This window comes from Butyrivibrio hungatei DSM 14810 (assembly GCF_900143205.1).
GTDB lineage: Bacteria > Bacillota > Clostridia > Lachnospirales > Lachnospiraceae > Butyrivibrio > Butyrivibrio hungatei.
In genome coordinates this window covers 145,959-168,662 of sequence record NZ_FRDH01000005.1, presented here as the reverse complement: position 1 = coordinate 168,662, position 22,704 = coordinate 145,959, and the positions used below count along the sequence as shown (strand labels likewise).

Sequence of the window (22,704 nt, the reverse complement as noted above, 5' to 3'; positions counted from 1 at the left end):
AGTGGTGAACTAGTTACATTTTTTATAAGTTGTTATCAGATCTCTACATCCTGTGCGATGTGTTCAAACAGATATTCAAGTACATCAGGAGTGAACTTTCTTGCTTTTAAAGCTATTGTCTTTGCGTTGTCAGATTCTTCATCTATTCTGACTACGTCAGCGTACATGATAAGTGTTTCTGCAACTACTATCACATCCCTGCCGACTATATCGGGTGTCTTTGCATCTACCGTAATAGCGATTCCCAATGGACTGACATTTTTTACTTCTCCATAATATTTTTCTAAAGTCTCTTTATCGACTATTACGCTGTTTGCTTTAAAATCAACTCTATTTATTTGTCTACGTTCTTCCATAGTTTTTTCTCCTATTCTTAGTTTTATTATATTTATTATAAATCATAAAATTCATCATAATAAGCAGAAAAAACGTGTTTTATGATACTTTTATAACTGATTTATCGTCCGTTAATTTTATTTGCTTTACCCTTTATCCTATAAAAACCTCTTAATATTTATTAAAAAAAAATAAAAATCCCCAATGCGGCTAAACCACCGCATTGGGGATCAACATATCCTTTAACCTTCCATAACTACTATATTTTCTCGAAGGGCATCTGCTTTATACGTGAGTTTATCGTATGTTCTACGATCACTCTCTGCCCTATAAACAATTCCATCAATAACAAATATCGTTCCTGCATAGACCATTTCGGTAACAACAGCTTGTGCCTGGCTACCCTTATTTATCTCTTCTTCGAGCTTTTCTTTCTTTTGTAGAAGCTCTTTTATCTTGCTCTCCTTCATACCAATAGCAGCGTTGATCTTGATCTTCCATTGCATCTGCTGTCTATCAACAGCTCCGATCTCCTGAAGTCTGTTCTTTTCTTTGATAAGAGTATTAAGATCTTCTTCTTCTCTACTGATAGTCTTCTGTACAGAATTGAATTCCCCAAGAAGAGATCCATTTACACCAAGATTTATGATGGTCTTGGCACCTGACTTATTACCAACAACAGCTGACTCAATACCAAAGAGGCTCTGGCAAGTTCCGCCATAGATAATACCGGCTCTACCGTAGGTCTTAATAAGTCCCTGAGCATTTGTAGTGCAGTTGATAAAGTAGTTTGCTGAAATATTCTTGGCATTTATAGTAACGCCTTCAAAGAATTTGGCTGAAACATCACCTTGTGCAGTAATACTTCCTCGGATAGGGCATGTTGCGCCGCCTTTGATGATGACATTTCCACCACTATTGATCTCTGAGCTTTCCATATGACCACCAATAATAATATCGCCACTAGCATAGATCACACTTCCGGAATTAACATCTCCAGTAACATATACTACGCCATCATAGCTGATTTTCTTGTCAGTGATCTTAACTTCAGGCATTACCATGATCTTTTGGATGTTTATGATTCCATCTTTAAAGGTAAGAGCTCCTGTGTACTTGGCAACATATGTTACTCTGTTGCTTAAGATCATAAAGCCTTCTCCCTTAAGGATAGGAATCTCTTTTCCGGCTTTAGCCTTTACAACTTCGCCATAAACGTTAAAGCCATCAACTCCCCTGGTAGCTCTATGGTATTCAGCAAGTTTATCACCTACATGAACCTGGATAAGGTCCATATTAGAAAGATCTGCTGTTCCATCTTTTAATATTACAGGCTCTGTAATTGCCTCTGTATCAAAGAAATACTCATAGTATCCATCTGAGCCATCTATAACCTCTTTTCCTGAAGCCACAAGATACTTCTGATTATGATTATGTTCTTTGACCATATCAGCGATGATGTCTCTATTTACTCCCTTTCTGACATTGCACTTAAAAAGAAAAGTCAGAACAACATCTTCTGTATATTCCATGCCATCAGCTCTAAGTGGAAGCTTCATCCAGCAGAGCATGTCATTTTGAGTAAAGGACAGGTATAAGTCTTTATTTTCAAGCATGGACTCAAGAAGAACCTTGTCATCCTTGACTCCACCTGTTCTATCAAGCGCTGCAACCTCCGGTGTCTCATCCGGAAGAACAGCCTGATATTCACCTGAGAGCATAAGCTCTCTGATGCGCCTCATATCCTTGGCTGTGTACATCAGTGTAGAATACTGACTTACATCAAGGCCGTCCTCAAGACCAAGTCTGATCTCGCGCATCTGATCAGCTCTATAAAGAGGCTTGCTATAAGGAGTAATATCTATCTGATGCTCCAAGCCCATTCGCATTTCATACATCTGTTGCCATCCATAGGCGCCATCTGCATATTTACCAACATCAACACCATTTTCAAGACCAATTCTGATCTCTTTGATAGCATCTCCGCGCATTTCTCCTGTTATAAATTCATCAATAGGAAGTCCTTCCTTAAGTCCTATTCTGATCTGTTCGATCTGTTCCCCATCAAATCTTTCTTTAATATACCTGGAAATATCTACGTTGTCTAAGTAAGCCTTATGCATCTGATTAAGTATATTGGCATTATATCTAGCAATTTCCTGGCCTGTAAAAAATAGCCCATCCTCCGCGCTGTGTCTAATAGCACGCATTTTCATATACGGCACATCCACGGCTGCATATGAAGAAATATCGATTCCTGCCTCTAAGCCCTTTCTGATCTCCCGCATTTGCAGATTATCGTATTGTGGATCTTGGAAAAAAATAATTGGAACACCGCCATTTTTAGACATACCAAGTCTGAGTTCTCGCATCTGATCTGCTAAATACTCTTTCTTGGCATATACAGAAACATCTATACCATTTTGAATTCCCTGCCTTATCTGAGAAATCTGCCTTAGATCAAAGCCTTCTTCTCTGTATTTTGTCATGTCAATATTCTGAGTCATTTCGAGTCGAAGCTCTTCCATCTCAGTCCATGGCATTTTTGGATCAAGATATTTAGAAATATCTACTTTATCGGTGAGACCCTTCCTGATCTCAGCCAATTGAAGCGCATTAAACTTAAGAGCTCTCAGTTTATCAACATCAGCTCCTGCATACTTGCACAGATCTAGCTCTTTTTCTAATGAATTCTGATCAAAAGAATCAAGGCCAGAATAAACATTAAATTCACTAATAAGGTCCGCTTCCTGAGTAGCCATATGTGCTCCTAAATTTGGCATATATAGTCTTTACAGTTTCTTTATGAGGGAAAGCTTGTTTTTCCCATCTTCATAGAGATAATTAACCTCATCCATGCTCTTTTTTACTATATAAATACCCAATCCACCTATCTGTCTTTCTTCAGCAGATAGTGTAATATCAGGATCTTCTTTTTGTAATGGATCATATCTGGCGCCGCTATCAATAAATGTTATGACCGCGCTCTCTTTACCAGTATCATAATCAAAAGATATTTCAGCCTGCCCTACTTTATCTCCATATGCGTAGTGACAAATATTAACGAATACTTCCTCAACTGCTACATCGATCTGAGTCTGTACCTTCATTGAAGCATTATGCTGTTCAAGCTCTGCGTCAACAAATCCAATGACTTTATCCAGGTTATCTACCAGAGCATCAATTTTTAGTACACTCATATCTACTCTCCAACTGATTTACATAGACTCCTACAATTATATTATATACAAAATATCGTTAATATGTTTAATTATTTTTTCTGCTATTACCTTCTTTTTCTTTTTTTACAAATAGCGCAGCTACTACATATACGATGATCGCGATCACTGCTCCTAGCACAAGGAAGCTGTACTGATTAGAAATAAGCATTGCTCCGCTATAGGTATATAGGAAAATATGTGGAAATCTGAAAATGAGTGTCAGAATGATCCACACAATAAGTTTTTCTTCTGAATAATAGCCAAGATAGGCATATGTATCTTTTGGTAAAGGAAATAACATAAAAAGAATGTGAATAAGCATTGGTTTTCCTCTTTTTATGAAATCCTCAACCTTTATAAGTTTGTCTTCCGGGAATAAATATAGAAGGAAATCTCTACCAAATCTCCTACCAATAAGAAAAGCTAAAGAGTTCGCCAAAGTAGCAAAAACATCACATATGACCGCGCCCTTTAATCCGCCCCACACGTAACCAGCCGCCAGATAAAACGGTAGTCCGGGAATGCAAGTAGAAAGAGTTTGAATAAAGATAAAAATACCAAATATAAGTAACCCCAACACCCCTTGCTCAGCAACATACTGCTTAAGCTTATCGGGATCTCCTACAAATTTTATCATAGGACGTCCGATAAATAAATACAAAGATAGCATAAATACAACAACTAATGCAATTGTTAATATAGTTCTAAAGACACCCTTTTTCATATGATCGCCTCTAGATCAATTATACTATGTGAATCACTTTCTAACTACAGTAAGCTTAGCATCATAATACTCAGAAGAAAGAGAAAACTTGTCAGCTATCCCTTCTGTCACATACACATTTCCATCATCAGTGATAAATACTGCTTCGAAGTCATCTCTCGTCTTCCAAAAATCTATAGCCTCATCAAGACCCTTCACAAAAAGAGCTGTTGAAAATCCGTCACACATAAGGCCATCCTTACCGATTATAGTGACAGATACAAGGCCATTCTTTGCAGGCTTTCCTGTATCCGGATCCAGGATATGCCAGAACACTTCTCCATTACTTTCAAAGAATCTCTCATATCCTCCAGAGGTGATAATAGCTACATCTTCTGCCTTTATCACTCCCAAAATCCCGCTCTTAGTATCTTTAAATGGGCTCTTTATGGCAACGTTCCATGGCTGACCGTTTGGCTTTTTCCCAACGCACTGTACATTGCCTCCAAGATTTATCAGAGCACTTTTCACTCCCATCTTCCTGTAGTAATCAGCAAGCATGTTGCTGGTATATCCCTTTACGATACTTCCAAGATCAATCTCCATATCGGAAGGGATAGTAACAAGAGATGTTCCGTTAGATCCGTTCCTTATGCTGATCCTTCTGTAATCAACATATTTTAAAAGATCTTTTATCTCAGTTTCCTCAGGGATCCTATACTTACTGGTAGTGAATCCCCATGCAGTCAGCACCGGATATATTGATATATCGAGATCTCCATCAGTCTCCTTGCATATATCAAGCGCATTCTTTAAGATCTCAGTAGTCTGTTTAGACATTGTGTACTGCTTTTTTTCATTTAGAAGTCCTATTTCGCTGTCAGGATCAGTAACAGATAGCGCCTTTTCAAGATTTCCTATTCTTCTTTCAGATTCATCCAAAAGAGCTGTATCTCCCGCAACCTGGATTTCCATTAGCGTATCCATTGCATAAAGCGTTGTAGTTTCAAGATTGTCCTCCTTGGCATGATAAAATTTTAGTATAACCAGAAATACCGCCAGGCCTAATACTACTCCGACGACTCCTAAAAGCTTTTTCATGAATAATCCTCTGTTAACTCCTGTTTTTCTTCATTCCAATAATAGCTCTTTATATGATAATTTCCCTTTTCATAGCCGTATCCATCTCCGGAATCCTCATATAATCTAAAGATTCCATCACATCCGGGGTAAACTGAAACTTCCACAGCATTATCATTCATATCCCTGGTACACAGCTCCGGCTTTTTCATAGGAATTATAGATCCTTCCTTAACAAAAAGTGGAATCTTATCAAGAGGGCACTTATATGAAATATCCTGTCCTCCCTTATAGCACTCCTTCGTGTAAAAGTCGTACCATTTTGTTCCTTCAGGAAGGTAAATATTTCTCTCATTCTGATCATCAACTACAGGACACACCATAATACTTGGTCCAAACATGTACTGATCAGAAATATATCTTGCTTTTTTATCATTTTCAAAATCAAAAAGCAAAGGACGGATAAATGTACCATCTTCCAGACAGACCAAAGCACCCACAGAGTAGATATAGGGCATCAATAGGTATCTGAGCTCTATAGTCTTACAGATGGCTTCATAATATCTGCTTCCTTCATCGCCAAAAGCCCATGGTTCTCTTTCTATATCAGTGCCATGTGCCCTGAATACAGGTAAAAACGCAGCAAACTCAAGCCACCTGACATAGAGCTTTTTGTATTCTTCAGTGATCCCATCAGGATATTGTCCATTCCAAAACCAGTTTCTGCCCTTTTTGACAAAAAAAGCTCCTGTATCCATCGTCCAATAAGGCATACCGCTTGCAGCAATCTGAAGCCCAGCTCTTACCTGGTTTCTAAGGCACTGCCAGCTGGCAGAAATATCCCCTGACCACAGAATAGTACCATACTTTTGACTACCTGCCCAGCCGCTTCTTGTGAGGTTTACAACTCTTTTGTCATGATCCTGTTTTCTTTGATTTTCCCATATTCCCAATGCATGATACTTTCCATATGAATTAGCCCTCTCAAATGGCATGATATTATCAGCATCTTTTTTATACTCACAGTATTTTTCACCAGCAGATGGTTCAATAATATGCCCCCATTCAGGTGTGATAGGCTCACTGCTGTCACACCACCAGCCATCAACACCTGCAGGATAAAGAGATTTCTCGATCTGTTTCCAATAGATATCTCTTCCCGCTTTTTCAAATGCATTATATACATCAGTCCCCGGGAACAAAAGACCTGCATCCATAAATTCAGTATTATCAGCTGTGCCCTGACTCATATTAGGCCAGATCGACATCATGAAATGAATTCCCATTTCATGCAGCTTTGCTGTCATCTTCTTTGGATCAGGAAACCGCTTTTTATCAAAACTCTTTTGTCCCCACTGCCCATCAGGCCAGCTAAGCCAGTCAAGTACCAGACAATCTACGCCGATTTTTCTTTTTCGAAACTCCTTAGCCGTATCAAGGATTTCTTTTTGACTCTGGTAACGCTCCTTACTCTGAATATAGCCATATGCCCAGTTTGGAAGCATAGCAGCTTTACCAGTGATTCTTCTAAAGTTTTTCACAACATCAAAAAGGTTGTCTCCAAACAGGAAAAAGTAGTCAAGATAGAAATCTGCTTCCGTTTGAAGATAAGCTTCATTGTCTTTTTCCTCAAACATAAATAAAGACTCTGTGCTCAAAAGGATCCCGTAATTTTTGGAAGATATCATAAATGGAATGCTGATCTTACGATTTCCCTGATGTCCATAGTAAGTGGTATTTCTAAGATTCCACTCACCGTGCTCTCCCTGTCCAAGACCTAGCAAAATCTCATCTTCATCAAAGCAAAAATAATTTCTTGTCTTATAGGTATAGCCGCATTCTCTTTTTTCTGCTTCCTTTACCCTCTTTTTCAGCCCATCTGCCGTTTCAATCTCTTCAACTTTAAGATTACCCACTGTCTGATACAGTGTTATCTTTTCAAGAAATCTTGGCTCATATGTTCTTTCTTTTAGTAAAAGTTTTCCATTAGCATTTTCAAAAGATACAGCCCCGTTTTTCTTTGAAATAATGATCTGTCCTTCAGAGGACTTGATGAAAAAAGAAGTAGATGACTCCAGCAATTTGTATTTTATGCCGTTTATAAAGCCATCGTAATCTCTTCCCTGCTCAGGAGAAAACTCTGCCTCTTCTGAAAAAGACACTCTTACAATGCCCCCATTTTGTGGAATGATCCTAAGCACACCAGCTTCAGAATAAAAAAGTAAGATTCCATTTTTATCTTCACACCTTGTAATCTCGTAGCTTTTTGCTGCAACTACCTCCATCATAACCTTTTCTCCCCATTTATACTGTCATTTTCAAAGCCTTACCATTTACATTTACTGTAACTAAGGTCTTTTCACCGTAAGTTCTTTTAAGCTCCCAATCAGTTACCTTCATATCCTTCCATTCCATAGAAAGCTCAAGACCGCCCCTTAGGCGCACTCCTTTAACACTTCCTTTTGAAAACATACTAGGAAGAGCAGGCAAAAGAACAAATTCATCATCCCTTCCCTGTACCAGCATCTCAAGCATAGCTGCTGCCGCGCCAAGATTTCCATCAATCTGGAATATAGGTGAAGGATGATAAGGATGGTTATCCATAAGATTATCAAATGTGCTTCCTGTTAAAAGAGCTTTAAGGTTCTCATACACCTTCTCGCCATCAAGAAAATGTGCCCAAAGTCCAATGATCCATGCTCTTGACCATCCCGTGTGACCACCTCCATATGAAAGTCTCCTTTCAAGAGTTTTCCTGGCTGCCTTCATTAGATCAGGCGTCTTTTCAAAGCTGATCGAGCTTCCCGGATACACACCATATAAATGCGAAATGTGTCTATGTCCAGGCTCTTCTTCATCGTAATCATCCATCCATTCCATGATCTGGCCAAATCTTCCGATCTGTATTTTTGGAAGTCCATCCAGGATCTTTTTTGCCCTTGAAATTTCAGTCTCATCAGCTGATAAAACCTTACACGCTCCGATATATCCATTTAAGAGTTCCATCAGGATCTCTGTATCCATTGTTGCGCCCTCACACAGGCACCCTTTGACACCGCTTTTTAGGATATATGTATTTTCAGGAGATACCGTTGGCGATACAACAAGGTCCCCCTTATCATTTTTGATCAAAAAGTCCTCAAAGAAATCTACACACTCTTTAAGAACATCAAAGTTTTCTTTTAAGAACTCTACATCCCCGGTAAAAAGATAGTGCTCCCAGATATGGGTTGCCATGAAGGCTCCTCCCATTACCCAGTAAGAAGCAGGGATATAGTGATCCTGAGGAGCAGTATCTGCGTAGATATCCGTATTATGGTGGGCTACAAATCCCCTGCAGCCATACATTTTTTTTGCAGTTTCTTTGCCGTTATCACATACTCTTTTTAAAAGTTCAAAATATGGCTCGTGGCATGATGACAAATTGCCGCTTTCTGCGATCCAGTAATTCATCTCCAGGTTTATGTTGATCGTAAACTTGCTTCCCCAGGGCGGAGTAAGACTTGAATTCCAGATACCCTGCAGGTTCGCAGGAAGGCATTTGCCCCTGCTTGATGAAAAAAGGAGATATCTTCCGTACTGGAAGTATAGTGCGAACAGATCAGGATCGCTCTCTCCATTTTTGAGTGCAAAAAGCCTCTTATCAACAGGCATTTTTCTTGCACCTATGGTCAAGTCAGAGTCTGAGCCATCTCCCAGACATAATGATAATTTTTCAAATCCTTCTTTATATTCCAGGAGATGATCATTATATATATCAGCAAAAGATTTCTTGCAGACACGCTTTATATTTTTTTCTGATTCCCCTAAATAATCTTCATGATAAAACCTTGTCCTGATATCAATTATCAGATCTGCTTCTTTTGCATCTCTTATCAAAAGATGATCGCCAATAGTACTTATCATTCCATCAGATCTGGCTTTCACTCTGACAGCAAAAGGGATGCCTATCCCTGTTACAACTTTAAATCCAATTTCATCCTGGGATGCCCATTCATCGTCAAGGTTGTTGTAATCTCTTGACAGCCTGCAGCATAAGTTAATAGGCCCTTCATCTGCAGTCAGATGATAAACAATGACTCCATCAGGACGTGAAGCTATAAGCTCTCTTTTATAGCTGGACTCTCCTGCCTTATAAGAAGTTGTAACGCATCCTGTGTGAAGATCCAGTTCTCTTTCGTAACAATGAACTTCTCCAGAATGTTCCATATCAATAGTAAGAACCCCCGCCATCTGGTAAGAGCGTTCAGAATTGGGAGTACCTGATAAAGCCATGACAGCCAATTTTTCAGCCTCTGGTATCTTGCCATCATGAAGAAGTCTTCTGATCTCTCCAAGATATTTATATGCATCAGGATTGTTGCGATCTATAGGCCCCCCACTCCAGATACTGTCCTCGTTTAGAAAAAGAGTATCTCTATTTGGCCCGGATGTAACCATAGCTCCCAATCTGCCATTACCTACAGGCAGTGCCTCTTCCCACTTATAAGCAGGTTTGTCGTAGTACAAGCTCAAACTGTCCATATTATCTACTCCCCGGTTTTATTTCTGCAAAATGCATGCATATGCAGAAAAATCTTTATCCGCTTTACCAAATTCTGCTATTATCCTGCCTTCTTTAAGTAAGCTCTTATCAAGCTCCCTGGAATCTTCAAAACGATGATAGATTGCCAGAACTTTTCCTTCATATTCCCTTAACACAAGCTGCTGTCCAGTAGGCTTATTGTAACTGTAAACACTGCTGTCAATTACTTTAGTCACACCGCTTTTTATAATATCTGAAGCCTCATTATAAAATGCTATAGCTTCATCAACTATCTTCATCTGCTCATCTGAAAGATCATATATATCACCACTAAGACACATTCTTCCAAGGAATGTAGAAACAAGTGAATAATAAAGGCGATCAGCATTGTCACTTGCTCTTAGTACTGCCCAGATCTGACTCTGTCTTGGCAAAATAACCCTATGCATATTTGCAGCAATAACAGGAATAGCCAGGGTCTCATGGGCATCAGAAAAGCTTGCCTGACTTGCTATTTCCATCATTGAGTAAACAAGCCTGTGTCCGCCGCTTGAACAGTTTTCGATAACGATATCCGGTATTTCCTCTTTTATCTTGCGTATAAACTTCTGGGTTGCTAAAACCTTTCTGTAAAGCGTTTCTCCAAGGCTATCGCCGCCGTCACAACCTATTCCTATAGTGTCATTGTAATCAATCTTAATATATCCAAAGCCAGCCTCTTTTAGTGTTCCGATAACATCCTTTGTAAGATGCTCTATAACCCAGGGATCTTCCATATCAAGGAATCGTCTTCCTGCTACTGTAAGAGGATGACCGTCCTTTTTCAAAAGATGATCCGTCTCTTCAAAATACTTACTGTGTGGTCCAGCAAACTCAAATTCAAACCATAATCCTGGGATCATTCCTTTAGATCTGACATAATCAGCTGCCTCTTTTAGTCCATTTGGAAATCTTTCCTTATTTATCTCCCAGTTTCCTACGCTGCAAGCCCAGTCACATGGAAGTCCGTACCATCCTGAATCAATTACAAGATACTGTACTCCCTTGTTTTCAAGCTTATCAGCAAGTCTTTTTACACTGTTAATATCAGGATTTCCCCAGCTGATACAGTACTCATTAAACATGATTCCCATCTTGTCATCTACAGGTGAAATATCAGGATGCTGTGCTTTAACAAGCTTGTCGCAAACTTCAGCTAAAGAGTTTCCTGTAGCAACAATGGCATCAGGGGTTCTAAAGCTCTCACCACTTCTAAGCTTTTTCATCCAATGTCCCATGTCTCTATCTGCTATGCCACCCATTACATCAAAATCCTGAGTCTCCTTACAGGAAAACTCTATCTGCCAGGAAGAAGCATGTCCCATCAAAAAGCCTATGAAAGTTCCATCCTCAGAATTTTCCATGGCAAGAAAAGGAAAATACTTTCTGACAGGCATAGAGCCCGTATTTCCAAATTTCTCAATTCTTCTTGCGCAGCCATTCCAGGACTTTTCCAAATGGAGATCCTGTATAGTCTCAGTCTTAAGTCTTCCCTCTTCACTCCAAAAGCTCATGAGCCTGTGAAATTTATCAGCCTTTATGCCCTTTAGTGCAAAGCTTGATAACATCTCCAAAGTAACTTCGCTTCCACTTCTATTTTCAAATTCTGTATATACGCGGATTGCCTCCCCGTCCTTTTTCTCAAATACCCTTGCTCTATATCCCCTCTCATCTTCAAAGAGAGTTTCTTTCTCATTTTCTTTTTCTAATACATCTACCTTTTTCAGGTTCCAAAACGTTTCGCTAGAAACCATACTTAACCCGCAGGAAAAGCCTCCTGCATACTCATCACCAATAATCTTAGCTTCTACTACAAATTCCATAATAACCTTCCTGTCTACACATAAATATAGGCGGACGCAGCCTTTGGTTATGGCCACAGCTTTCAAAACTGTGGCCCATAACAGCATTTGTGTGCCCGCCAAATATAATTATATCGAAAAAGCTTTATTTTTCTATATTTTCCATGTACTTATCATAGTATTTCTGGTACAAAGAAACGTAATTATCTACGCCCATACTCTCGAGCTTACTGATGTATGTTTCCCAATCCTTATCAACGTCCATGTCTCCTGTAATAAACTGTACCGTTGCCTGATTTACATAGTCGCCAATTGTAAGTGTAAGCTCTGAAATAGTCTGTGCATCCTGTCCTTCGAATACAAGATTTGGTACCAGAGTATCCTCACCTGGATCAAACTTGCTGTATTTTTCTGCTGCAGCCTGAAGGAAATATTCACCGTCGTGACTTGGATCTTCTACCTGCATATCACCTCTGAACTTGGATGTGCTGCATCTGATCATAGCATCTGAAACATATGTAACCTTCTTGCCTGTGTAATCCTTAAAACCGGCACCTACCCAGTCAAAGTCATCTGGAATATCGTATGTCTTGTAAGTTGGTGTTCCACCTGAAAGAGATGAACCTTCAGTTGTGTAATCCCAGCCAATACCCTCAGGTCCATTTGCCTGAACAAGAGATGCCTCTTCTGAGGCCATAAAGTCCATAAGTGCTACTGCAATCTCTGGATATTTGCAGTTAACTGATACGCTTCCAATGCAAGAACCAAAATAGTTATCAGCATTTCTTGCTGCAAATCTTACTCCACCAGGGCCTTCAACAGGTTCCATAACTTCCCAGTCCTGCCACTCACCATCCTGGTTTTTCCAGAATTCATCGTTTTGTGGTCCGCCAGCAGAATACATAGCTACAAGATGATCCTCATTACTTAATGTAGCCTGGAACTGGTTATTGTCCTGTGTAAATGTCTGATTATCCAAAAGGCCTTCTTTATAGAGCTTACTCATGAATCTGAAAGCTTCTTTGTACTCATCTTTCATAACTGAGTATTCTATCTTGCCATCATTTACAACAAGACCAGCTGCTACTGTTGGGTTAGTATTACTAAGAGGATTGTTACACTCAACAAAAGAGTTCACCATCCATACAGTAGGATCTGTAGCCCAGCCACCGATCATACCAGTCATAGGAATCTCATCTGCTTTTCCATTTCCATTTGGATCTTCTGTCTTAACTTTCTTTAAGAACTCATACATCTCGTCAGTAGTCTGAGGTATCTTTCCATCATTAAGTTTTTCAACCCATGGCTTGTAGATATACATTCTGTTCTGGAAGTGAGTATGGAAACACTCATTATCATCACCGTAGGTGTAGATCTTGCCATCTGACATCACAAGGTCACCCTTTCTAAGTGGGCTCTCTTCATTAAGTCTGTTCCAGTTAGGACAGTCTTTTAAATAATCATCAAGTGGAATAAGAAGTCCCTGCTGGCCATATGACTGAAGCTCAGACTTGGTCCAGTTAGTAGCAAGGAACAGATCAGGAATAGTGTCCGGATCTGTCATGATAAGATTAAGTTTTGTCTTAGCATCATCTCCATCTACATCATAAACAAAGTTTAAATGTACGTTTGTTTTTTCCTCGATCCAGTCTGTGACATAGTTGTCCTGATAGGTGCCTCCACCTGTTGTAGTAGCATAGACAAAGCATGTAAGCTCCACCTTTTCAGCAAGTGGGAATTTCACATCACTTACAGAATCAAACTTAAGTGCATCAGATACTTCCTCACTTTTTGCCTGCTCATTTCCACCAGTTGATTTTGCCCCGCAACCACATAGCATTCCTGCAACAAGACCTACAGACAGACCAGCTGCCATAAGCCTTTTTCCCATAAGTTTCTTTTTCATTTTTGTCCTCCTTTTTTATTCTAATGTAAAAAGAACTTATATCAACCCTTTACCGATCCGACCATAACACCTTTTACGAAGTATTTTTGTATAAAAGGATAAATGATCATAAGAGGTAAGGTACTGATTATGATTGTTCCGTACTTGAGCATTTCGCTTAAGTACATATTCTTCTGGATCACCATTGGATCCACGTTTCCTTTACTTAGATTAACCTGAGACAAAAGAAGTATCCTTCTAAGTACAAGTTGAAGAGGGAACTTAGCCTCATCATTTATGTAGATCATTGGATTAAAATATGAATTCCAGATACCTACTGCGGTCCACAGACAGAGTACTGCGATGATAGGAGTCGATAGAGGAATTACAATGCTTTTGAAAAACTTAAAGTCTTCGCAGCCATCCATCTGCGCCGCTTCCAGAAGTTCCTTGGGTATTGTCTGTTTAAAATATGTTCTCGCAACTATGACGTTATACGCACTAACTGATCCGGGAAGTATGATCGCCCACATTGTATCTATAAGTCCCAGATTTTTTACCAAAAGATATGATGGAATAAGTCCACCTGAAAACATCATTGTAAAAAGGAATATGCCCATAAGGATCTTTTTTCCTTTGAAATCATCCCTTGATAATGGATAAGCTGCAAAAAGCGTAAGTGTAATACTGATAAAAGTTCCTACTAACGTATAGAGTAAAGAATTGCTGTAACCTACCCAGATCGAACTATACTCAAACACTGCCTTATAACTATCAAGAGTTGGTGCAACAGGAAGGAATCTGACTCTTCCTGCCATAAGAGCATCACCTGAACTAAAAGAACAGCTCACAATGTAGATAAGCGGATATAGTTCTATTACAAGTAATAACGCCAGTAAAATATAATTTATGAAATATACGACCTTGTCCTGAGATATTTTCTTATTCATTGTTTATTTCACCTTCCCCAAAACTTAAGATTATAAAAATCCATTACCCGTCAACTTATCTGCTATCTTATTGGTAACAAGAATAAGAACAAGTCCTATGAGCGATTGAAAAAGTCCTATCGCTGTCGAATAGGAATAATCCGGAAATGTTGAAACTAATGAGACCTTGTATGCATATGTTGTTATTACTTCTGATGCACTTACATTGTTCTGATTCTGCATAGCAAGGACTTTCTCATATCCTATATTTAAGACACTTCCCATGTTAAGGATCAGCATTATGACCACAGTTGGAAGTATCGCTGGAATATCCACATATTTTATTCTCTGCAAAAGAGTTGCTCCATCGATTATGGCCGCTTCGTGCTGCTCCATATCAACACCCGCAAGTGCTGCGATATAGATAATCGAACCAAATCCAACTCCCTGCCATACTCCGGACCAAACATATAAGGATGGGAATAACCCTGCTGATCCAAGTACACTTACACCAAATTTCTCATATACAAATTTTCCGATCACACCTATTCTGGTATCCATCAAAAGGTTTATGATACCAACAAAGACTACTGTAGAAATGAAGTATGGGCAGTAACTAACCATCTGCACCGTTTTTCTAAACCTCAGATTTTTGGCATAGTTAAGTGAAAGTGCCAGTAAGATCGCAGTAGGGATTGATACGAGCATAGAATAAAATGAAAGAATAAGTGTATTTCCCAGGCATTCTTTAAAGTTATAGTTATTAAAGAATCTGATGAAATTGTTCATTCCACAGTTTTCTGCCCATGGGCTTCCCCATATTCCTTTGCTTACCTGATAATTCTTAAAGGCAAGTATTACTCCGTACATTGGTGCGTATGCGAATATAAAAAGAACTATGACCGGCAGCGACACCATAAGATACAACTGCCAATGTCTTAAAGCATATTGACCAAATCTTTTTAAACTTGATTCTGTGTTTTTCATTTAGCTTTTTTCCTTCCGTCAGATTTGATGGTTCAATTATTATTTCTTTCCGGGAAAAAAATCTATATACAATGTTTTTTGGGAATATTCAAAATTTAAAAGGGGCCCGAAGGCCCCTTTTTATCAGTGTTTTTTATATTCAGATGTTTCCAATCTTAAAATCTTCCTCAATAGAATTTAGACCATTTGCAGATATCTTTAGTGTTACAATTTCGTTTTCATATCCAGAACGAAGAATTACTGTTGCTCTTCCTCTAAATGAAGTTGTATCTCCATCAGTATAATTATCTTCTGTAACAGGATTAGCTGATCCAAAGCCTGCAATAGTTGTTCCTTTATCTTTACTTGCAAGTTCAGCCTTTAAACTGATCTTTGCATCAGGAACTACCTTTCCATCTTCGTCAATGACTTCTACTCCCACATAAATAAGTGAATGTCCATCAGCTTTCATCTCTTTCTTTTCAGGAATAAGTCTTAAGCTGTGAGGCACCTTAGTAGTAACAATCTCATCTCTGCTAACTTCACAGCCTTTTGCATAGCTTATAGCTTCCACTTTACCTGGAACATACTCTGTATCAAAAGAAACTGAGTTTGGTAATGGTTTTTCCAAACTTACCTTCTTTCTTCCAATGCTCTTTCCATTTACAAGAACTTCTACTTCTTCCGCCTTTGAAAATACAACAATCTTTATATTCCTGTTTTCATAGCCTTCATAGTTCCAGTTCTTTCTGACTTCTGTGAATCCCCATGGAGTCATCATCTCTACTTTTCCAAAGGTATCAGGATGCATTGAATAAACATATGTCTTGTCGCTTCCCCATACTACACTTCTGTAGGCTCCTTGTGGAAGCATAAAACCTGTAATATCATAGTCAGCATCATTTGCAAGTCTCCATGGATATGGTGATGAGGCCGGAGGCATCAAGTACCATCCTCCTGACTTTGCCTTTGGGTCATTTTCATCAACATACTCAGCCTTACCAATTCCCGCTTCTCCAATGTAGTCCCAGGCTGTCCAGGTGAACTCTCCTATAACATATGGGAGTCTTTCTACCAGTGGCCATCTAAAGCCTATTTCTCTTGGGAAATTCTCAGATCCAAGGATCACTCTATCAGGGAACATCTCATGATCTCTTTCATACAGTCCTTCCATGTAGTTGTATCCCACAATATCAAGTCCGTTTGTAAAGGGCTCTGACATAGTTTCCCAGCTTGTACTTATAAGTCCCTCTGAAGAGTTTTGATTTTGACTTTGTCCTTTCATGAGATCATCGTCAAGACCTCCCCAGTATGAACAGATGCCATTACTTATTGGTCTGGTTGAATCAATCTCTCTGATCTTGTCAGAAAGTTCTTTAGCAAGTGTATATCCATTATCGAGGCCTCCTCTTTCGGGTATCTCGTTACCTGTAGACCAAAGGATAACAGATGGATGATTCCTGTCTCTTTTTACAAAGGCTGTAAGGTCTTTTTCCCAGTCAGATGCAAAAAACTGGCTATAATCTCCGCCACGCTTTGCCATTCCCCAGGCATCAAAAGCTTCATCAAAAACATACATTCCAAGTCTGTCACAAGCTTCGATAAATGCTGCAGATGGAGGATTATGTGCTGTTCGAACCGCATTAAAGCCTGATTCTTTAAGCTTTTTTATCTTTCTTTCTTCTGCTTCATATAATGAAACAGCCCCTAAAAGTCCATTGTCATGATGAAGGCATCCGCCCTTTAATTTAACTTCTTTTCCATTTATTCTAAGTCCTCTTTCAGCATCTGCTGTAATAGTCCTGACACCAAAGAGGGTCTCTGCCTCATCTGCCTTGAGGTTTTCTTCCGGAATAAAATGAGTTCTATAAATGCCAAGGCTCTTTACACTCACCTTTACTTTATACAGGTTTGGGTTTTCTGCATCCCATAGCTTTGGATCCTGTAATATGAACGAAATCCTTGCCGTATCTGTTTTTCCTGAGTTTACCTGTATTACACTCTTTGTCTTTTTCTTCTCTTTCCCATCTTCTTCATCAAAAACTGATACATTAACTTCGCAAAGTCTGTTTTCCAAAGTCCTATTAGCTACTTCTATAACTGCTTCCAAATAAGCTCTGTTTCCATCCACTTCCTTGGTGCAAATAAATACTCCATTTTCTGGCACATGAACTCTTGGACCATGGCATATCTTAACGCCTCTGTATAAACCTGATCCTGTATACCATCTGCTGTTTACATACATTGTGGTATTACAGTTAATTGTTATCCTGTTTTCTTTTCCGAAGGCCACATAATCAGTAAGGTCTACATAGAATGGTGCATAACCATAATGCTGACTGCCTACCTTACACCCATTTACATCTATGGACACATTCATCATGGCGCCATCAATCATCAGTCCAACGCATTCATCCTTCCAGTCTTCAGGAATAAAAACCATCTTTGTGTAATTAGAAAGGCCTCCTACAAAATAACCACTATCTGACCTTGCAGGTGCATCAGGTGAGACTTTGGTGCCTATCATTCCATCATGCGGAAGATTGACTACTTCCCCTGGATCTTCGTCCAGCATCCCCAGGGAATCAACGAAATTCCTTCTAAATGTCCATTTTTCATCAATACATATTTTTTCCATAATAACTTACCCTCTCTTAGTTTATATGATCTTATTTTTAGTCATTTCTATATTCAGATGTATTAAGTCCTGTCACTCGCTTAAATGCCCTGCAGAAGGAATTTGTAGATCCATATCCTACCATCTCGCTTATCTTAACTATAGGAAGGTCTGTAGTCCTAAGGAGATCTTTGGCCTTATCAATCCTGATATTTTCTATATAATTTGAGAACTTGATTCCCTGAGTCTGTTTAAAGAGACTTGATAAATATGGCTGACTTATCTCAAACTGATCTGCCACCATGGAAAGAGACAGATTCGGATCACCATAATGGCTATCTATATAAGATACAATGCCGCCAGCTATCATGTCTGCATCCTGCATCTTCTTTTGTCTGTTCATGAACTGGCATAATTCCTTAAACAGGTTAAGTGTTATTCTGATCTGGTTAAGTACAGGCAGGTTATGATTCTTTTCAAGTTCTTTGTAGTATCTTGCATACTCACTGTCACCGAGCTTTACAAGGTCAAGCAGCCTAAAGAGTGTGGACTGAAGATCTGTGATCAGCATGTGCTGCACATATACAGGAAGATCTGACTCAATAAAGTATTCCGTGACTATCATCTCCAGATAATCATGAAGTCCCTTCTCATCACCAGTTGTCACATAATGTACAAGCTTAACATGCATATCTGCTGACGGATAGCCAATTGAGTGATTTTCTCTATGGTCATACCAAATGATAGTATTTTCAATCTGCTCTGCTTCATTGTAGCAAAGATACGCAGCATTAAGATATGACTCTCTGATGCGATCCGGGCTACTTTCTATACTTCCTCCATATACAAATATCTTTTCAGCCAGTGATGGAGCCATCTGCATCTTTATATTTTTTACAAGTTCACTGGACTTTTTCCTTATCTCTTCCTCACCTGCAGCCTCAGTATTCATTATAAGCGCAAGCTGTCCTTCTCCAAGGTCAGTATAAAGACTTCCTGGAAGCATTTGATCTATAAGCTCTGTAAGAGAAGCTGAGAAGGTATTTAAAAGCTTTTGATCTCCTTCTTCGCCTCCATTTATGACCATATGGAACCTAAAAAGTAGAACCCAAAATGTCCTGTTCTCCACCTGATATTGGAGATAGTCTGCCATCCTGAGGATCTCTTTTTCTTCCTGAAAGCCAGAAAATAAAAGTCTGTTAACAAATGCTGTCTGCAAATATGGTTTTTGATCATTCAGAGCATTTGAAAGTTTGTCATTAGAATCTGCCAAATATGTAAATGCCTCTTTTAAGCTGGCCAAAGCTGACTGATGTCCGCCAAATCTCTCTATCTTAAGGGACATTTTATTTAACATATCATTTATAGGAGTAGCATTTTTGATAGAAATCTGATAACTTAGGATCACATCTACCAAAATACCTACAAAAATAAATGCCACAAGTAAAAGAATGCAGTACGTAAGTCTTTGATTGATGATCTTGTTGGGAACAAAGTTAGTGTACCTCATACCTGAAGCTTCCGATTCAAGTGAGATCATAGTATACTGCTCTCCGCCAAGATTTACCTCTTTTTGAATTGCATCTTTTTCATCATCAGCTTCCTGCAAAAGATTTTCTATATCACTATCACTAATAGTCATCTCATCGTCAAAAGCTTTATATATGATATTTCCCGAAAAATCCTGAACAACCTGTATACTGCCTTCTTCCATGGCTGGCATCACAGATGATGCAACATCCTCTTTTATGTAGATAACTACATGTCCATCTCCTCCAATGGTCGTAGAAAGAAGAGGTCTTGTATAGCAGATCAGATTTTCTTTAGTCTTTTTTACATAGATTTCGTATTCTTCCATAGGAAGAAATCCGTAATGTTTACTTTCTTCAGTTCTATCTAAAGACCATTTTTCAAAATCTTCGATATTATCTTTCCTAAGATATAGATCATAAAACTGCTCATAAGTGTAGGCAATTGATTTATTGATAACAACTTCCGACTTATCAAAAAATATATAATAGTCATATACTGCCTGATTTACCAGGTACAGATCTGGCAGAGCTTCCTGGAGCTCATGGATCTTGTAGGTATTGGGATACTCCATGACATTATCAAGATTTTTAAAATGATTAACTTCTACATTTGAAGTAAGACAATCTCCCAGATAGTTCACCTCTGACACAATAGTATCAAAGATACTTGCTGAATGGATCAGCTCAGTCTTTCTGGTGTTGATGTCATCATGATTAATAACAGCAAGCATGTATGCATAGTAGCTGCAGCATATCACCATAGGTAGCAGCAACACAAAAAAATACATAATAAAATATTTCTTGAACAGAATATTTTTATTTCCCCTCTTATTCATAAAGAAAGACTACCTTCCCCGCCAAATTTAGAGCTTGTACAAGCCAATTATAACAATACAATTATCATATCTTCCTGTTTTAAAAGATATATTCAATTTATATTTTCATATATTCAAATCTTTAGAATGCCCATAAATACAATGACTTGAGCAAAACGCTCAAGTCATCTTTCGTTTTTCATCCACCGTAATTTCTCCGTTTACGGTTTTGACACAACACTTCACATATTTTAATTTTCCTAAATGCGGCCTGATGATATAATCCTTAAATCCAACATCAGTCGGACGGATTCCCGCAATGTATTTGGCCATTGTAATAAGTGGGCCTCCAGACCATGCATGATTTAAAGTGCCATTCTTATTCCAGTACTCCCATAATGTGGAATAATCTTCTTCTACCATTTGTTTATATCGACGTTTTATACGAAGCATGGCTTCATCAATGTATCCCATTTCACACAGTGCATCTAATACATATTTTTCCATGTAAGGGCTGGAATTTTCTACAGTCTGCAAAATATAAAGTATTCCCTTATAGTTTTCAGGTTTTGCTAATCCAGATAATACAGCCAAAGCATTTGCTCGGTCATCAGGAACTCCATTATCAGTATTATGGTAATAGGAACCATCCTTTAAGAAATACTTATCAAAATTCTTCTTTATAGACTCCATCCTGTTTTTGTAAAATGCTATATCCTCTGTATTTCCTAAAAGTTCAGCCATTTTCATGCCGCTATCAAGAGCCATATAGTACCAGCAATTATCCATTACCTTAATATCTGCATTTGTTCCCCAATCAGCCCAATCCCAGCTTCCGGTTCTATGAAGTACAAGACCATCTTCTCCCATCTCAAATGCCTTCAGATAGTCTTTTGACATATCATAAGCCGTTGCTGGTATACTGACATCACCAGTGTATTCATAGTAATAATAAAATCCCCAAATACCTGCCAGATTTTGCATAGGAAGTTCAAACTGATCCGTACCAGAAGGAACAACCGTCAACATTTTTCCAGTATGCTCCCACCATCCAACAAGAGAATCAACACCTTTTTTGTATAATAAAAGCGCTGACTCATTCAGGCAGTAAAGAGACATCTGCATCTCAATATTGACATCCCCCCACCACTGCGTACGTTCTCTGTCGGGACAATCCATGAAAGTATCTCTCATGGTAACATATAGCGTTCTGAGACATTTTTCCCATAATTTATTATAGAAAGCATCATCACATTCAAAGTTGCCAACAAATTCAGTATTATAGCCTGTCTCACGGTAAGACAAGCCATGTACTGTAATTCCGGCTGGAATGTGATAATATGCTCTTTCTCCATTCATCCAGCCAAAAGCTTCAAATCCCTGATGTCCTTCTTTGGTATAATAAACCGCCATCACAGACTTATCCTTTGTTTCTCCAACTTCATAATTGTCAGAACAGATTTTTATCTTAAGGCCCGCTGGTGCAGAAATTTCAAGGATTGGCAAAAACTGCGCGTTGTGTGGAAGTTTCATTTCAAACACAGAATCTTCAGAAACAATAGTATCACTCACATCACTCGAATTTAGATATTCAGTTATCCCATAATCTTTTAACTGAGGTATGATCCTTTTTTCCAGTTGTCCCCATCTATCGCGTAAATAAACATCAGCATCATCCCAAAACGAAAAATCATAATCACTTTGAAACCAATTCTCTATATTCATGGAAGCATCAAAATAGAGATTGGGCTCCGCTAATCTAAAATTCACTGGAGGATCAGCTGGATCCGGTCTTACAAAGGCCTGATGTTTACGAGCTTTCCAGGACGAATCGGAAATCAGATTATAATTTGGAAGTTCCATTGCAAACATCAATCCGCCCCTCCCACTGGAAAGATGGGAAAAACCGCTTTTTCCAATGTACCAAACCAATATTGCAAGATGATTTATTCCATCCACAAGATGTTCTGACAGATCCACTTCATCAAAGTAAGTTCCTTCAGGAGATGGTCCTCGTTTTAATCCGCCTTCCCTCACTACCATTGTTCCATTAACATAAAGCCAGTACTTAGAATCAACTGCAATTTGCGCAATTGCCCTTATCCCGGAATTGGATTTCCATGTGAAATCTTTGCGAAAGCAGATCCAAGTATTTTCTTCATTTTCACCTTCAAGCCATATAAGATCTGCTTGTTCTAGTATTTCATGCTTACCATTTTCAATCATAGACATTCTGGTATATTGCTCCCCTATA

At 38.7% G+C, this 22,704-nt stretch carries 14 protein-coding genes; all 14 read right to left on the bottom strand.

Going from position 1 to position 22,704, the window contains the following annotated elements; genetic code table 11:
- Positions 1–35 precede the first annotated feature (35 nt).
- Positions 36–356 (bottom strand): PilZ domain-containing protein, encoded by a 321-nt coding sequence (locus tag BUA02_RS07265; protein WP_071176284.1) that lies wholly within the window; start codon positions 354–356, stop codon positions 36–38.
- A gap of 222 nt (positions 357–578) precedes the next feature.
- Positions 579–3,098 carry a FapA family protein gene (locus tag BUA02_RS07260; RefSeq protein WP_072702242.1) on the bottom strand — a complete coding sequence of 840 codons (2,520 nt, stop codon included), beginning with the start codon at positions 3,096–3,098 and terminating at the stop codon, positions 579–581.
- A 30-nt stretch (positions 3,099–3,128) separates the two neighbouring features.
- The gene (locus tag BUA02_RS07255) at positions 3,129–3,536 is read right to left on the bottom strand and encodes an ATP-binding protein (RefSeq protein ID WP_072702239.1); all 408 of its coding nucleotides are present in this window, start codon (positions 3,534–3,536) and stop codon (positions 3,129–3,131) included.
- Positions 3,537–3,603: 67 nt separating this feature from the next.
- Entirely contained in the window at positions 3,604–4,281 is a 678-nt protein-coding gene (locus BUA02_RS07250) for a TVP38/TMEM64 family protein (RefSeq protein WP_071176287.1), read from the bottom strand.
- A 33-nt stretch (positions 4,282–4,314) separates the two neighbouring features.
- Positions 4,315–5,361: an FAD:protein FMN transferase gene (locus tag BUA02_RS07245; protein ID WP_072702236.1), complete on the bottom strand. Its 1,047-nt coding sequence runs from the start codon at positions 5,359–5,361 to the stop codon at positions 4,315–4,317.
- Positions 5,358–7,628: a glycoside hydrolase family 31 protein gene (locus BUA02_RS07240; RefSeq protein ID WP_072702233.1), complete on the bottom strand. Its 2,271-nt coding sequence runs from the start codon at positions 7,626–7,628 to the stop codon at positions 5,358–5,360. Before BUA02_RS07240 ends, BUA02_RS07245 begins: the two co-directional genes overlap by 4 nt.
- A gap of 16 nt (positions 7,629–7,644) precedes the next feature.
- A complete protein-coding gene (locus tag BUA02_RS07235; protein WP_072702230.1) occupies positions 7,645–9,864 on the bottom strand; it encodes a glycoside hydrolase family 95 protein in 2,220 nt (739 codons plus the stop codon).
- Positions 9,865–9,882: 18 nt separating this feature from the next.
- The gene (locus tag BUA02_RS07230; RefSeq protein WP_072702227.1) at positions 9,883–11,727 is read right to left on the bottom strand and encodes a glycoside hydrolase family 36 protein; all 1,845 of its coding nucleotides are present in this window, start codon (positions 11,725–11,727) and stop codon (positions 9,883–9,885) included.
- A 124-nt stretch (positions 11,728–11,851) separates the two neighbouring features.
- Positions 11,852–13,612: a type 2 periplasmic-binding domain-containing protein gene (locus BUA02_RS07225; protein WP_072702224.1), complete on the bottom strand. Its 1,761-nt coding sequence runs from the start codon at positions 13,610–13,612 to the stop codon at positions 11,852–11,854.
- A 41-nt stretch (positions 13,613–13,653) separates the two neighbouring features.
- The gene (locus BUA02_RS07220) at positions 13,654–14,541 is read right to left on the bottom strand and encodes a carbohydrate ABC transporter permease (RefSeq protein WP_071176293.1); all 888 of its coding nucleotides are present in this window, start codon (positions 14,539–14,541) and stop codon (positions 13,654–13,656) included.
- A 30-nt stretch (positions 14,542–14,571) separates the two neighbouring features.
- Positions 14,572–15,507, bottom strand: a complete 936-nt coding sequence (locus BUA02_RS07215) for an ABC transporter permease (protein WP_071176294.1) — start codon at positions 15,505–15,507, stop codon at positions 14,572–14,574.
- Between the two features lie 139 nt (positions 15,508–15,646).
- On the bottom strand, positions 15,647–18,124 hold the full coding sequence (locus BUA02_RS07210; protein ID WP_072702222.1) for a glycoside hydrolase family 2 TIM barrel-domain containing protein: 2,478 nt from the start codon (positions 18,122–18,124) through the stop codon (positions 15,647–15,649).
- Positions 18,125–18,161: 37 nt separating this feature from the next.
- Positions 18,162–20,471, bottom strand: a complete 2,310-nt coding sequence (locus BUA02_RS07205) for a helix-turn-helix transcriptional regulator (protein WP_072702220.1) — start codon at positions 20,469–20,471, stop codon at positions 18,162–18,164.
- A 159-nt stretch (positions 20,472–20,630) separates the two neighbouring features.
- Positions 20,631–22,682, bottom strand: coding sequence for an alpha-L-rhamnosidase-related protein (locus BUA02_RS07200; protein ID WP_072702218.1), 2,052 nt, complete (start codon positions 22,680–22,682; stop codon positions 20,631–20,633).
- Positions 22,683–22,704: the final 22 nt, after the last annotated feature.

Excerpts from the sequence above, each read along its gene's own strand:
- BUA02_RS07260 (WP_072702242.1), bottom strand. The coding sequence starts at position 3,098 with ATGGCTACTCAGGAAGCGGACCTTATTAGTGAATTTAATGTTTATTCT.
- BUA02_RS07235 (WP_072702230.1), bottom strand. The coding sequence starts at position 9,864 with ATGGACAGTTTGAGCTTGTACTACGACAAACCTGCTTATAAGTGGGAA.
- BUA02_RS07265 (WP_071176284.1), bottom strand. The coding sequence starts at position 356 with ATGGAAGAACGTAGACAAATAAATAGAGTTGATTTTAAAGCAAACAGC.
- BUA02_RS07215 (WP_071176294.1), bottom strand. The coding sequence starts at position 15,507 with ATGAAAAACACAGAATCAAGTTTAAAAAGATTTGGTCAATATGCTTTA.
- BUA02_RS07245 (WP_072702236.1), bottom strand. The coding sequence starts at position 5,361 with ATGAAAAAGCTTTTAGGAGTCGTCGGAGTAGTATTAGGCCTGGCGGTA.
- BUA02_RS07210 (WP_072702222.1), bottom strand. The coding sequence starts at position 18,124 with ATGGAAAAAATATGTATTGATGAAAAATGGACATTTAGAAGGAATTTC.
- BUA02_RS07220 (WP_071176293.1), bottom strand. The coding sequence starts at position 14,541 with ATGAATAAGAAAATATCTCAGGACAAGGTCGTATATTTCATAAATTAT.
- BUA02_RS07250 (WP_071176287.1), bottom strand. The coding sequence starts at position 4,281 with ATGAAAAAGGGTGTCTTTAGAACTATATTAACAATTGCATTAGTTGTT.
- BUA02_RS07255 (WP_072702239.1), bottom strand. The coding sequence starts at position 3,536 with ATGAGTGTACTAAAAATTGATGCTCTGGTAGATAACCTGGATAAAGTC.
- BUA02_RS07230 (WP_072702227.1), bottom strand. The coding sequence starts at position 11,727 with ATGGAATTTGTAGTAGAAGCTAAGATTATTGGTGATGAGTATGCAGGA.
- BUA02_RS07240 (WP_072702233.1), bottom strand. The coding sequence starts at position 7,628 with ATGATGGAGGTAGTTGCAGCAAAAAGCTACGAGATTACAAGGTGTGAA.
- BUA02_RS07200 (WP_072702218.1), bottom strand. The coding sequence starts at position 22,682 with ATGTCTATGATTGAAAATGGTAAGCATGAAATACTAGAACAAGCAGAT.
- BUA02_RS07225 (WP_072702224.1), bottom strand. The coding sequence starts at position 13,612 with ATGAAAAAGAAACTTATGGGAAAAAGGCTTATGGCAGCTGGTCTGTCT.
- BUA02_RS07205 (WP_072702220.1), bottom strand. The coding sequence starts at position 20,471 with ATGAATAAGAGGGGAAATAAAAATATTCTGTTCAAGAAATATTTTATT.